Here is a 12,354-nt window from a genome sequence, read left to right on the forward strand (position 1 = left end):
CTCTTTAAATCTCAAACGAATCATTTGTAGTTTGCTTATGTCAATAAGCAGCTAAAGAGCGTTTCACTTGCGGGTGTAAATCTGGTCAAACTTGCCGCCATCGACAAAGTGCACCTGGCTGGCTTTGTCCCAGCCGCCAAAGGCTTCCTCGATGGTGAACAGCTTCAGCTTAGGCAGTTGTTTGGCGTATTTGGCCTGGGCTTTGGCCGATCGCGGACGGTAGAAGTGCTTGCCAATCAGGTCCTGCGCTTCTTCGGTGTAGAGGTAGTCCAGGTAGGCCTGGGCCACCGCCCGGGTTCCTTTTTTGTCCACGTTTTTATCGATCAAGGCCACCGCGGGTTCGGCCAGGATGGAGATCGAGGGGTAAACAAAATCCACCTTGTTGCCAAATTCCTTTTCCAGCAAATAGGCTTCGTTTTCCCAGCTCAGGAAGACGTCGCCTTGGTTGCGCTGTGCAAATGTGATGGAAGAGCCTCGTGCGCCGGTGTCCAGAACGGGGACGTTTTGGTAGAGCTTTTTCACAAAGTCTTGCGCCTTGTCATCACCGCCGTATTTGCGCTTGGCAAACTCCCAGGCGGCCAGATAGTTCCAGCGGGCACCGCCCGAGGTTTTGGGATTGGGCGTGATGACCTTCACATCCGGGCGCACCAGGTCGTCCCAGTCCTTGATGTTCTTGGGGTTGCCTTGGCGCACCACCAGCACGATGGTCGAGGTGTAGGGTGTGCTGTTGTGCGGCAGGCGTTTTTGCCAGTCTTTGGGAATCAGGTTGCCGTTGGTGTGCAGGGCGTCGGTGTCACCGGCCAGGGCCAACGTCGCCACATCGGCGTCCAGGCCGTCAATGATGGCGCGGGCCTGCTTGCCCGAGCCGCCGTGCGACTGCTTGAGGGTCAGGTCCTGACCGGTGCGGGCTTTCCAATGTTTGGCAAAGGACTGGTTGAACTCGGTGTACAGCTCACGGGTGGGGTCATACGACACGTTGAGCAGGCTGATGGAGGTCTGGGCTTGCACGGTCAGACCGGACCAGGTCAAGGCCAGCAGCGCTGCGAACTTCAGAAACGGGCGTTTGGTTTTCACGGAATCATTCCAAAAAAATACACATCAAAAAGTGGATGGGATGAATTTTGGAAGTGGCGCGCTCAAACTCAAACGACTGTTTTGCTATGTGTTCATGTGGGAAAAATCTATCGCTGGATCGGCATGAACGGCATGAATGGCATCAGCGTGTTGCCAACCAGCGGGTGAGCATCTCCGCAGAAGGCGGGCCAATCACCCGTTGCGTTTGTCCTTTGCTGTCCACCAGCACCACATAGGGCGTGACGTTGGGCCAGTTGGGATCGACGGCTTGTCGGATGGCGGGCTCAAAACCGTCAAAAGCGTACATCCGCGACAAGCCCTTGAGGTGCGAGGCGTGGCGCAAGGCTTGTGGCCCCGCGACATCCATCATCACCGCGTTCAACGGGGGTGGCTTGGCCTGGTTTTTCACCGCGTCATGCAGCACTGCAAACGCAGCGGGGCAGGTGCTGCAATAAGAGGTGGTGAACAGGTAAGCCGCAGGCCTTGGGCCTTGCGCCAGCAACTGCGCCCAGGTTTTTTCGTCAAACGGCAACACGCTGCGTGCGGTGGCGCCCGCTTTGTGCTGCGCCCCGTGGTGCGAGTGTGCTGAGGTGGTGGCTGAGGTGGTTGTCGAGGTATGCGTTGCGCTGTGCGCCGCGCCATGCGAGGTCTGCGCCATCGCCTGCAAGGCGAAGCCAGCACCGAACAAGGCAAAAGCTGCGGCGGGTTTAAAAAGCGATCTCATGAACTTGTATCTCTTGCATGGTGCGCCAAACCACCACCATCTTGTTGCCGCTTTGGGCCAAGCGGGGGTGGTCGTTGTGGCCTGTTGTTTGGCTCAGGGTTTGGAGCTTGAAGCTTTGCCCGCCGTCTTGTGACAGCCAGGCTTTGAGCGTGGTCACGGCCCCTTCGCTGCTGCGCCAGACCACAGCCACGTTGGCACCATGTGCCATCACATCCGCGTGTTCGGCGCGGGGGTCGGGCAAGGCTTGCTCTGACTTGGGCTGGGGTTCTCCGCGTGGGCTCAATCGGGCGTAACGCACAGCGGCCAAGTCCTGCCCGTTGACTTTTCGGATGCCAAACCAAACAGTGTGATAACCGTTGAATGCACCACTGGCATCGGTGGCCAAGCCAGGGCCATGGTGGGGGCAGGCGTTGATTTGCCAGCCATCGAAAGTGCTGCGGGTGATGCGGTTGGCCGGGTCGCCCACCGTGGCAAAGGCGTGGTCGCGTGTGCTGCCCTCAAACACATGGCGCCAAGTCGCCTGCAGCGTGCCCTGGGGGCTGAGGGCCAGGCCAATGCGACAACACTCGCAAGAGTGGTCGGCCACTTTGGTGTCGGGGCCAAAGCTGGCCCCGCCATCTTTGGAGGCATTGCGGTAGATGGCGGCGCCTGCATAGGCTTGCGCAGAGCCTTTGGGGGGCTGATCGCGTTTGTCGATCCACAATGTGTGCAAGATCCCTTCGCCATCAAATGCGATCGCATCAAAGCGGTGGGTGATTTCCTGTCGGTCTTGATGCACCGTGAAGGGCGCGCTGAACGTGGCCCCGCCATCGCTGCTGCGCAGCATGCGGATAAAACCCGTAAATGGTTTGGCCAAAGGCATGGTGTAGCTGATCACCACCCAGCCGTTGGGGCCGAAGGCGATCTTGGGGCGGCTTTCGCCATCGGCAGCAATCGGGTCTTTGCCCGTATCCAGAATGCGCGCCGGCCGCCATTGCAAGGCACCCCCCAAGGGCGTGCTTTGCACAAAAAGCTGCGCTTGTGCATTCAAGCCGACCACCCACAAACGACCATCGGGTGCGATGGCGGTGCCTGTGGCCAGTTGGGGACGCTGGTGGCGGACGTGCGTGGTTTTTGCATGGGCTTCTTGCGCCAAGGCCTGTGGCATCGAGGCCATGCACCAGATCGTCAGGGCGCAGAGCCAAAGCTGCCCATGAATGGACCCACGATGAAGGGGCCAACGAAAGTGCGTCCATGGCTTCATCGTCCACCCCACGACTTGTTCAAGCCCACCATGATGCTGCGCGGCGCACCTGCGGCATAGGTGTTCTGGGTGTTGGGGTTGTAGGCGCCCCTGCCCGGGATGAACCGGCTGGCCGCATTGTCCGAATAGTTTTTGTCGGTCAGGTTGCGTACCTGGCCCCAGACTTCCCAGCCATCTTGCAGCTTGTGGCTCATCGTCAGGTTGAGCAAAGTGTGGCCTGCGTAGCGCACCGTGTTGGCGTTGTTCATCCAGGAGCTGCCTTGTTTCACCACGTTCAATGCCAGGCGAGATGCGGGCGTGAAATTCCAAGCCACTTGGGCGTTGAGGGTGTGGTTGGGGGCCTGGGGCATGCGCTTGCCCGAATAGTCTTCGATGGCACCCGCCGCATCGCTCAGGCGGTAATCCACATAGGTGTGCTCTGCCCAAGTCGATCCCATGCGCCAGTCCCACGAGCGCAGTTGTTGGTTCAGGCTCAACTCAAAACCACGGCTTCGGGTATCGCCCGCATTTTTGTTAAAGCTGTTGCCCACCTCTGGCGTGTAAGACACGATGGTGTCTTTGCCACTGAGTTGGTACAGCGCCGAATCGATGCGAACGCCGGAGGCCAAGACGGCACGCCAGCCCATTTCGATGTTGTCGTAAGTGGCGGGCTTCAATTCAGGAATGGCGGTGCGGCCATAGAGCTGGCTGACTTCCGGTGGTGTGAAGCCCAGGCTCAGGTTGCTGTAAAGACTGCTGCTGGCGCTCAAGGCATAGGTGGCGCCCAGCTTGGGGCTGAATTGGCCGAAGCTTCGCACTTCGTTGGGTGCGCCAAAGTTGGCGCCCGGCGTCAAGTTGTTTTTGAAATCGTAGCGGATGCTGTCGTATCGCCCGCCTGCAACCACCCGAACTTTCTCGCTGGGGCTGAACTCCAGCTGCGCAAATGCGGCATCGTTGGCGATGCCCACACCGTAGTTGCGTACGCCATTGGGGTTGTTGACACTGTTGAGGCTGTAGCCGATGTAGCGCCCCGTGGGCACATCGCGCAAGATGGCCAGGTTGTCAGAGACAAAGTCATTTTGACTGCGGTCGATGTAAACACCTGTGACCAGCCGTGCCCGCAGGCTGTCCAGTTTTTGCGTGTGTTTGATGTCCACGCCCAGAGATTGGACATGGTTGTTGTTGATCGTGCCTCTGCAGCTGGCTCCTTGACATCCGGTGATCGTGTAGTTGGGCAACTGGGCATGGTCGTTGTTGCGGGCAAACAGCGTGACGGTGGTCAGGCCACCTCGGGTGGTTTCGCCTTCCCAAGCCACATTGAAGCGTGTGGTCTTGTCCTTGCGCCAGGTGAAGGTGTTGATGCTCTTGCCGGGGTGGGTGCGAAAGTCGTTTTCAAACAGACTGCCAGGCGTGTCCGAATCCAGGTTCGTGTGCACCAGGGAAGCCCGCATCCAAGAGGTGGCGCTCAGGTTGTAGTCGCCGCGCAAAGAGAAAGAGTCTTTTGTGCCACCACTGTGTTGCTGCCAATTGAGGCTGTCACGCTGAGAGCTGTAATGCGAAAACCGCAGACCCAGATCACCCCAGGTGTTGCTGGCACCCGAATCGACACGCGTGAAGCCGTCGGTGTTGTCATGGCGAATGCCCATGTAGCCCGTTGGGGTGCGAGATGAACGCTGGGTCAAAAAGTTGACCGCGCCCCCCACCGCATTGCTGCCATACAGGGACGATGCAGCGCCTTTGACCACTTCGACACCGCTGGCGCCGTTGGTGTTGATGGCGTTCAAGGCGTTGTGGTTGAACACGCCCAAGGGTCGAATTGGAATCCCGTCTTCCAGGTACTGGTAAACCGACTGGGTGCTGATCGGTTGGCGGATGCCCATGCTGTGTTGCTCGTTGCCCAGATCGTTCCAGAGGACACCGGGGATGCGGTTGATGATCTCGCCCATGGTTTTGGGTTTGTCGGCATCCCATTCAGCTCGGGTGACCGAGCCAATCGACACGGGAGTTTCGGACAGTTTGGTTTCTGAGCGGGAGCCGGACACCACGATGGTGTCCAACTCCTTCGCGGTTTGGGCCACGGCATGGCCGTTCAGGTTGGCGAAAAGGCCGAACACGGCCAAAGACAAAGGAGAAAGAGAGAGGGAGTTTTTCATGACAAGTTTTCAATCGATCAGACCCCATCAGCCGTTCAGGCCAATGGCATTGACACGTACCGAGCACCAAACGGTGTTCAACACGTTGTGGAATGGATCAATTGAAAACAGGCGGCCCGCGAGAGGGCAAAGGCGGGGCCGTGCGTGCGATCAGCACCGCCTCTGGCAGACGCCGCACGATGTGCGCGCGTGCATCGGGCACATGGGCCAGATCGGCCAAGGTGGGCGGCGGTAAGGCGGGCGTGGCGTGAGCGCACAGCGGGCAGTCCATGCTGCTGCGCACCGGGGTTTCGCTCTCCTCGCCCTGCACCACCAGTTTCATGATGCCCATGCTGGAGCACACCACTTCCATGGTTTTGGGCTGCAGCGTTGAAGCCAAAACCGAGACGCCCACAAACAGCACATACCAGACCAGCACAAGGCGGGCCAGGCGGTGCAGCGGGGCTGAAGTCCAGGTCATGGGCTGATCAAGCGGTCGTCAAGCAGTGAATGGGCGATCAGTGCTTGTGCTTGTGGCCTTCGCCATGCTTCATGGCCGGGGCAGCAGCGGCGCGTGCGGGCACTTTCAGCTCGACCGATTGGCGCTTGCCGTCCTTGCCTTCGACCACCAGGGTCACGGGCACGGTGTCACCGTCTTTGACCTGGCCCTTGAGGTCCATGAGCATGACGTGGTAGCCACCGGGCTTGAGGTCTACCGCTTTGCCTGCGGGCAAGGCCAGGCTGGGCACAGCACGCATGCGCATCACGCCGCCTTCCATGGCCATCTCATGAACCTCCACCACGCCGGCCACGGGCGATTGCGCCGAGACCAGTTTGGCGTCCTGCGCCGATTGCAACTGCATGAAGGCGCCAGTGGCTTTTTGCTGGGGCACGGTGGCGCGCACCCAGGCGTCTTTCACGGTCACTTGGGCTTGGGCGGACAAGGACACGGTCATGGCCAAAAAAAGGGCAGACACAGACAATGCGGGACGGAACATGGATCACTCCTGGTGGTTATCGAACAGATGAAGAGACACAGACAGTGCGAACGGCAATCCCCATGGCGCAGGGTGCACAGGCACAGGTGGACGCCGAAACCGACTCAGCCCCAGCGCGTCAGCGCATCAAGGGGCTGTGTTTCAGGCGGAAAAGATGGGGGGTGCGCGGGCTTGCCAGGGTTGACCCAGCAAACTGGCCAGGCGCGCCGCCGGCAGGGCTTGCAAAACATGGGACAAATGGCCCGTTGGCAACTGTGCCAGCACGTCGGCCGCAGGCGGCGCGATCAGGGGCAAGCAGGCGGGGCAGTCGAGCGCGGTGTGTGCCACCGTTCCATCTACATCGGCACCTGCAGCATCCACCGGCACCAGTTTCACGCCGCCAATGGCGCTGCAAACCAGCTGCACGGCCTCTGGCTTGACCAGTGGTGATGCCACCGCCGCCCCGACAAACAACGCAAACCACACCAGCACGAAGCGGGTGAGGTGGTGGGCGTTGCGCAGGGATTGCAGGCTGAACATGGCGCGAATTATGGCACCGAAGGCGCAGGCCCCGTGGCCGCTGCCGTCAAAAGCACCGGATGGACCTGACAGGCATCTTGGTGACTCTTTGGCCCGGGGCCCTGGGCTAATCTTGGGCCTTTGTCACGCCACTGGAGATCCCCATGCTCACACTCTGCGGCTTTGCAGCCAGCAATTACCACAACAAAGTCAAACTGGCCCTGCTTGAAAAAGGCGTGCCTTTTGAAGAAGAGATCGCTTGGGTGGGCGAGACCGATCCCTCGGCCAGCCCCTTGGGCAAAGTGCCCTACCTCAAGACGCCAGAGGGCGCCGTTTGCGAGTCGGCCGTGATGCTGGAATACATCGAGCAAAAGTACCCGCAAAACCCCTTGATCCCTGCCGACCCCTTTGCCGCAGCCAAGGTGCGTGAGCTGGCGCTGTTTTTGGACCTGCACCTGGAGTTGGTCGCGCGAAACCTCTACCCCGAAGCCTTTTTTGGTGGCAAGGTGAGCGACTCGGTCAAAGAGAAAACCGCCGCGCAACTCGAAAAGAGCGTGGCTGCTTTTGCCAAGTTGGCCAAGTTCTCGCCCTTCATCGCGGGCGACAGCCTGAGCGTTGCCGACTGCGCCGCCGTGACGCACCTGCCCTTGGTATCGGGTGCCACCAAGTTGATTTACGGCAAAGACTTCCTGGCCGAACTGCCTGTGCGCGATTACCTCAAGATGATGGGCGAGCGTCCCCACATGCAGACCGTCAACGCGGACCGCAAAGCCAATATGGAATTGATGATGTCACGCATGAAAGCCAAAAGCTGAGTCTGTGCGCTTGAGCACTTGAGGCGCGTCAACCCCGGCCCATGGCCAATGCCATGCGGCAGCGGGGGTTGACCCACATCAACACCGCGTCAACACAGGCGCCTAGGATGAAGCCATGACTTCATCCAGCACCCCAAACCTCTCCCTTCACCGCGAGCGCCTCTTGCAAGAGCGCACGCAGCTGCTGCAGCGCATCGCCGAGCAGCGCGGCGGCTTGGTCTCGCGCGCCGACATGGCGTCCGACCACTTTGACAACAGCTTTCAGTCGCGCGCCCAGATCCGGACCGAGCGGCAAACCGAGTTCGCCATCAACGAACACGAAACCGCAGAGCTGGGAGACATCGATGCGGCACTGGAGCGCATGGATGCGGGCACCTATGGCCAGTGCACCGACTGCGGCGTGACCATCCCGCCTGAACGCCTGAACGCTTACCCGACTGCCAAACGCTGCATCGATTGCCAGACCTTGGCCGAGCAGCGCCGTTGATGTTTTAACCAAGGATTTTGATGAGCACTTTTCACGCGGTGGTCTGGATGGACCACCAAGAAGCCCATGTGGCCATGTTTGACCGCGAACACATTCAAGCCCAGCGCATCCCATTGCGCAGCCACCACAAACACCAAGGCAAGGCCGGTGACACGGCTGCCTTTTATGCCGCGGTGGCTCAAGCCCTCACAGGCACACACGAAGTGCTGTTGACTGGACCGGGTTCGGCACGCAACGAATTTCGCGACTGGTGCGCAGCCCACCAAAAAAGCACCGCTGCAACCATCATCGACAGCATCGCCAGCGATCACCCCTCTGACGCACAGCTGGTGGCCATGGCCAAGCAGTACTTCAAGAAATTTGACGCGATGGCGGCAGACCCCTCGCAGGCCTGAGCGCTTGATGCAGCCCAGTTCAGGTGGATGGGTGCATTCGGGTTCTTGCCCCTGAACCTGACTGGCTGATATGCTTTCGGGCATGCACAGCCTTTTTCATTTTGCATTTCATGTCACCGACTTGGACGAAGCCCGTCGCTTTTATGGTGGCGTTCTGGGTTGCCAAGAGGGTCGCTCCACCGACACTTGGGTGGACTTTGACTTTTTTTCGCACCAAATTTCTTTGCATTTGGGGGCGCCTTTCAAGACCACGTTGACGGGCCATGTGGGCGAGCATTTGGTGCCCATGCCGCACTTTGGTCTGGTATTGCAAAGGGACGATTGGCAAAACTTGGCCGATCGCCTGCAAGCGGCCAAGATGGCCTTTGTGGTGCCGCCACATTTGCGGTTTGAGGGCCAGCCGGGTGAGCAATGGACCATGTTTTTCATGGACCCGTTCGGCAATCCGATCGAAGTCAAGGGCTTCAGCAGCTTGGACACTGTGTACGCCAGTTGAAAGACCTTTCGCGGCCGATACGGGTCAGCGTTTGAGGGTCTCGCGCAACTCGGCAGTGGGCAAAACCTGGGGGTTCAGCAGAGGCACATCTTTTTTAGCGCGAGGCCTGCCAATGGGGCTGGACGATTGGCCCCTTTGTGTGGCCGCCATGTCTTCTTCGCTGGGGTATTGACCCAGAACCCAGTAGTCAAACACCCGCCTTGCAATGGGGGCGGCAGACGCCGCGCCAAAGCCAGCGTTTTCCACGACCACGGCCACCGCAATCGTTGGCGATTCGGCGGGTGCATAAGCCATGTACAAGGCGTGGTCGCGTTGGTATTCCGACAATTTGGCCGCATCGTATTTGTCTTTTTGACCGATCGTCACCGCCTGCGCTGTGCCGGTTTTGCCAGCGCTGGTGTAGCCTGCACCCGCAAACACCCGGGCCGAGGTGCCCGATGTCACAACGCCCACCAAGCCTTTGTGCACCACATCGAGGTGTTCGGGTTTGTAGCCCAAATCCCGCGGTGCTTGTGCGCCCACTTGGGCTTGCGCATGGGTCAGGGCATCTTGCGTGGCGGTGACCACGCGCGGTTGGAACTGCAGGCCCCGGTTGGCCAAGGTGGCCGTGGCCGAGGCCAGTTGCAGCATGGTGAAGGTGTTGTAGCCCTGGCCAATGCCCAGCGAGATGGTTTCGCCGCCAAACCATTTCTTTTGTTCAGGTCTTTTGAAATAGTTGCGTTTCCACTCGGTGCTGGGCAGGATGCCGCGCACTTCGCCGGGCAAGTCGATGCCCGTGTGTTGGCCAAACCACAAGGGCTTCATGAAGTCATGGATCGCATCCACCCCCATGTCGTTGGCCAGCGCGTAGTAATACACATTGCTCGATGCCACGATCGAGCGGACCATGTCCACGGCGCCCAGTCCATGGTCACCATGGCTTCGAAAGGTGTGACCGCCATAAGTCCATGAACCTGAATCTTGGGTGATCGCGCTGGCGGTGCGCTTGCCACTGGTCAATGCGGCCAGTGCCATGAAGGGTTTGTAGGTCGAGCCTGGTGGGTAGGTGCCACGCAGGGCGCGGTTGAGCAAGGGCTTGTCGATCGAGCCGTTCAGCATTTGCCAGTTTTCGACATCAATGCCATCGACAAACCAGTTCGGGTCGAAGGTGGGTTTGCTCACAAACGCCAGCACCTCACCGGTCCGCGGGTCCAGTGCCACCAAGGCCCCTCTGCGGTTACCAAACAAGTCCTCGGTCATTTTCTGCAGCTGGATATCGATCGACAACACCACGTTTTGGCCCGGTGTGGCGGGTCGGTTGGACAGGCTGCGAATGGCCCGACCCCCCGCCGACGTTTCGACTTGGTTGACGCCCGTGATGCCATGCAGCTCACGCTCGTAGCGCTGCTCAACGCCCAGCTTACCGATGTATTCGGTGCCTCGGTAGTTGGCGATGTCGTCGTTTTCTTCCAGCATCTCTTTGTCACGCTGGTTGATGCGGCCGATGTAGCCAATGACGTGGCTGGCCAGCTCGCCATAGGGGTACTGCCTGAACAGCCGGGCTTTGATTTCGACCCCGGGAAATCGGTAACTTTGTGCACTGAAACGGGCCACTTCCTCATCGGTGAGTCGGTTCCTAATGGGCAGGGAATCAAAGCTTTTGGACTCTTCCCGCAAACGCTTGAAGCGACGGCGATCTTTGGTCTGGATGTCCACCAGTTCGGCCAGCGCGTCGATGGTGGCTTCCAGATCTTTCACTTTGGAGGGGGTGATCTCCAGGGTGTAGGCCGAGTAGTTGTTGGCCAGCACGACACCATTGCGGTCCAGAATGTTGCCGCGAGGTGGCACCGTGGGCAAGATGGCCGTGCGGTTGCTTTCGGCTTGCGCCATCAGGTCATCGTGGCGAACGATCTGCAGATAAATCAGCCGAGAGGCCAGCAAGCCAAAGCACAGCAAAACCACCCACTGGACGATGACAACCCGGCTTTGAAAGCGGTCAATCTCGACGCGGGTGTCGCGCAATTCCGCAAGAGAGGGCAGGTGCAGTGACATGCTCAAAGTGGCCGAATGTCATCGCGCTCAAAGGCCCGGCGTTGGGGCGCCAACAGCATGGCGCCGATCAAGGGCCAAAGCACCGCCTGCAATGCAGGTGCCAACAGCATCGACCAGCTGGGCCAGGCGTCATGCACCAACAAACGGATCAGCCACTCGACCACCGAGGCGGCGATGAAGAGAGGCAGAATTTGCAGGGCTTGTTCGCCCAGCGGAAACCACAGCATGCGCCGCTGTGTGGCGGTGGCCAAACCGCACAGCACCACATAAGACAAAGCGTTTTGACCCAGCAAGGCGGATTCGTGCACATCGACCATCAGGCCCATAACAAAAGCCAGCACCAAACCGACTTTACGGGGCTGGTGCACGGTCCAAAACACCATGGCAATTGCCAGCACATCGGGCACCCAGTCTTGGCCCCACAAGCCCAGCAACATGTGCAGCAACAAAGCCAACACCAAACTCAAACCAATGAAGCGGGGGTCGGCCGGCAAAAGCAGTTGGCGTCCAGCCGGCATGATCATGGCGTGCCTCCTGCCGTGTTGGCGCTTTGTGGCGGCTTGCTGGCCGCTTTGCTTTTGCTGGGCGGGTTGGGTGTTTTGTCGGCCACAGGTTTGGCGGGCCAATCTTTGACGGGCAACAGCACCAACAAGTGACGACCCCGCTCGATGGTGGTGGGTTCGGCATGCACGGTGGCAAAGGAAGCATCGACGCGTCGATCGATCTGAGAGATCCGCCCTACATGCAAGCCGGGTGGATAAATGCCATCAATGCCACTGGTGGTCAGCAGGTCGCCCTTTTGCATGTCCGTGCCCGAGGGCACAAACTTCAGCTCCAGGGCGCCGCCCACGCCCATGGGGCTGCCGTTGGCAACGTGCCGAGAGCCGGTGCGTGCGTTGATGACCGGAATACTTTGCTGGCGGTCGGTGAGCAAGGTGACTTCGCTGACCAAGGGGTAAACGCGGGTCACTTGGCCGACGACTCCGGCGGCATCGATCACGGCCGAGCCTGCTTGGATGCCGGCCAGGTTGCCACGGTCCACCACCACGCGGCGCGTGTACGGGTCGGCGGTGTCGTACAACACTTCGACGGCTTTGCTGGCACCTGTCACGCTGGAGCGCAGCTCAAGCAGTTGGCGCAGGTTGGCGTTTTCTTGGCTCAGTTGCTCGACTTGCTGAAGCCTTTGGGCTTGGGCAATGGTGCGGGCCTCGAACGACAAAGCGGCATCGCGTGCAGACTCCACACCACCGAGGTAATTGCCCGTCAAATCCCACAACCGGGCGGGTTGCAACGAGAGCCATTGCAAAGGCGATAAAGCGATGGCCACGGCCGCACGCAAAGGCTGAGAGATTTGCAGTCGATGGTCTGCGGCCATCAACATGAGCGATAACAAGCTGAGCAAAACCAGCTTGGAAGCCGTGGACAGGCCTTGCCGAAAAATTGGCGGGGCGCTGCGCTCGAAGGTATCCAGGGCCATAGGGG

The 12,354-nt window shown here is 59.7% G+C and carries 14 protein-coding genes; 4 read left to right on the plus strand and 10 right to left on the minus strand.

Translation table 11 applies throughout. From position 1 onward, the window contains the following. Positions 1-63: 63 nt before the first annotated feature. From B472_RS06235 to B472_RS06265, 7 genes are all read right to left on the minus strand, one after another. A complete protein-coding gene (locus tag B472_RS06235) occupies positions 64-1,074 on the minus strand; it encodes a sulfate ABC transporter substrate-binding protein (protein WP_019426159.1) in 1,011 nt (336 codons plus the stop codon). A gap of 142 nt (positions 1,075-1,216) precedes the next feature. Next, a complete protein-coding gene (locus B472_RS06240) occupies positions 1,217-1,798 on the minus strand; it encodes a hypothetical protein (RefSeq protein ID WP_019426160.1) in 582 nt (193 codons plus the stop codon). Next, positions 1,782-2,954, minus strand: coding sequence for a hypothetical protein (locus B472_RS06245; protein WP_019426161.1), 1,173 nt, complete (start codon positions 2,952-2,954; stop codon positions 1,782-1,784). Before B472_RS06245 ends, B472_RS06240 begins: the two co-directional genes overlap by 17 nt. Before the next feature lie 83 nt (positions 2,955-3,037). After that, on the minus strand, positions 3,038-5,173 hold the full coding sequence (locus B472_RS06250; protein WP_019426162.1) for a TonB-dependent receptor domain-containing protein: 2,136 nt from the start codon (positions 5,171-5,173) through the stop codon (positions 3,038-3,040). Between the two features lie 97 nt (positions 5,174-5,270). Further along, positions 5,271-5,633, minus strand: a complete 363-nt coding sequence (locus B472_RS06255; protein WP_019426163.1) for a DUF2946 family protein — start codon at positions 5,631-5,633, stop codon at positions 5,271-5,273. Positions 5,634-5,670: 37 nt separating this feature from the next. Then, on the minus strand, positions 5,671-6,150 hold the full coding sequence (locus B472_RS06260; protein ID WP_019426164.1) for a copper chaperone PCu(A)C: 480 nt from the start codon (positions 6,148-6,150) through the stop codon (positions 5,671-5,673). A 141-nt stretch (positions 6,151-6,291) separates the two neighbouring features. Next, on the minus strand, positions 6,292-6,669 hold the full coding sequence (locus B472_RS06265; RefSeq protein WP_019426165.1) for a hypothetical protein: 378 nt from the start codon (positions 6,667-6,669) through the stop codon (positions 6,292-6,294). Between the two features lie 143 nt (positions 6,670-6,812). Here B472_RS06265 and B472_RS06270 point away from each other — a divergent pair, with 143 nt between their 5' ends. The 4 genes from B472_RS06270 to B472_RS06285 all read left to right on the plus strand — a co-directional run bounded on the left by B472_RS06270 (position 6,813) and on the right by B472_RS06285 (position 8,841). Then, a complete protein-coding gene (locus B472_RS06270) occupies positions 6,813-7,463 on the plus strand; it encodes a glutathione S-transferase (RefSeq protein WP_019426166.1) in 651 nt (216 codons plus the stop codon). 115 nt (positions 7,464-7,578) lie between these two features. After that, positions 7,579-7,950: a TraR/DksA C4-type zinc finger protein gene (locus B472_RS06275; RefSeq protein ID WP_026039397.1), complete on the plus strand. Its 372-nt coding sequence runs from the start codon at positions 7,579-7,581 to the stop codon at positions 7,948-7,950. Between the two features lie 20 nt (positions 7,951-7,970). Then, positions 7,971-8,345, plus strand: coding sequence for a hypothetical protein (locus B472_RS06280; RefSeq protein ID WP_019426168.1), 375 nt, complete (start codon positions 7,971-7,973; stop codon positions 8,343-8,345). A gap of 82 nt (positions 8,346-8,427) precedes the next feature. Then, on the plus strand, positions 8,428-8,841 hold the full coding sequence (locus B472_RS06285) for a VOC family protein (RefSeq protein WP_026039398.1): 414 nt from the start codon (positions 8,428-8,430) through the stop codon (positions 8,839-8,841). Between the two features lie 24 nt (positions 8,842-8,865). Here B472_RS06285 and mrdA read toward each other — a convergent pair whose 3' ends face one another. Genes mrdA through mreC form a run of 3 tightly spaced genes read right to left on the minus strand, consistent with a single transcriptional unit; the run spans position 8,866 to position 12,349 of the window. Next, a complete protein-coding gene (mrdA, locus tag B472_RS06290; protein ID WP_019426170.1) occupies positions 8,866-10,872 on the minus strand; it encodes a penicillin-binding protein 2 in 2,007 nt (668 codons plus the stop codon). Between the two features lie 2 nt (positions 10,873-10,874). Next, a complete protein-coding gene (gene mreD, locus B472_RS06295; RefSeq protein WP_019426171.1) occupies positions 10,875-11,396 on the minus strand; it encodes a rod shape-determining protein MreD in 522 nt (173 codons plus the stop codon). Then, positions 11,393-12,349, minus strand: coding sequence for a rod shape-determining protein MreC (mreC, locus tag B472_RS06300; protein WP_019426172.1), 957 nt, complete (start codon positions 12,347-12,349; stop codon positions 11,393-11,395). Before mreC ends, mreD begins: the two co-directional genes overlap by 4 nt. Between the last annotated feature and the right edge of the window lie 5 nt (positions 12,350-12,354).

Source organism: Limnohabitans sp. Rim28, from assembly GCF_000293865.2.
GTDB lineage: Bacteria > Pseudomonadota > Gammaproteobacteria > Burkholderiales > Burkholderiaceae_C > Limnohabitans_A.

What these genes read in the sequence shown, in the direction of transcription:
- mreD (WP_019426171.1), bottom strand. Translation starts at nt 11,396, where the DNA reads ATGATCATGCCGGCTGGACGCCAACTGCTTTTGCCGGCCGACCCCCGC.
- B472_RS06275 (WP_026039397.1), top strand. Translation starts at nt 7,579, where the DNA reads ATGACTTCATCCAGCACCCCAAACCTCTCCCTTCACCGCGAGCGCCTC.
- B472_RS06280 (WP_019426168.1), top strand. Translation starts at nt 7,971, where the DNA reads ATGAGCACTTTTCACGCGGTGGTCTGGATGGACCACCAAGAAGCCCAT.
- B472_RS06250 (WP_019426162.1), bottom strand. Translation starts at nt 5,173, where the DNA reads ATGAAAAACTCCCTCTCTCTTTCTCCTTTGTCTTTGGCCGTGTTCGGC.
- B472_RS06265 (WP_019426165.1), bottom strand. Translation starts at nt 6,669, where the DNA reads ATGTTCAGCCTGCAATCCCTGCGCAACGCCCACCACCTCACCCGCTTC.
- B472_RS06270 (WP_019426166.1), top strand. Translation starts at nt 6,813, where the DNA reads ATGCTCACACTCTGCGGCTTTGCAGCCAGCAATTACCACAACAAAGTC.
- B472_RS06255 (WP_019426163.1), bottom strand. Translation starts at nt 5,633, where the DNA reads ATGACCTGGACTTCAGCCCCGCTGCACCGCCTGGCCCGCCTTGTGCTG.
- mreC (WP_019426172.1), bottom strand. Translation starts at nt 12,349, where the DNA reads ATGGCCCTGGATACCTTCGAGCGCAGCGCCCCGCCAATTTTTCGGCAA.
- B472_RS06285 (WP_026039398.1), top strand. Translation starts at nt 8,428, where the DNA reads ATGCACAGCCTTTTTCATTTTGCATTTCATGTCACCGACTTGGACGAA.
- B472_RS06240 (WP_019426160.1), bottom strand. Translation starts at nt 1,798, where the DNA reads ATGAGATCGCTTTTTAAACCCGCCGCAGCTTTTGCCTTGTTCGGTGCT.
- B472_RS06260 (WP_019426164.1), bottom strand. Translation starts at nt 6,150, where the DNA reads ATGTTCCGTCCCGCATTGTCTGTGTCTGCCCTTTTTTTGGCCATGACC.
- B472_RS06245 (WP_019426161.1), bottom strand. Translation starts at nt 2,954, where the DNA reads ATGGCCTCGATGCCACAGGCCTTGGCGCAAGAAGCCCATGCAAAAACC.
- mrdA (WP_019426170.1), bottom strand. Translation starts at nt 10,872, where the DNA reads ATGTCACTGCACCTGCCCTCTCTTGCGGAATTGCGCGACACCCGCGTC.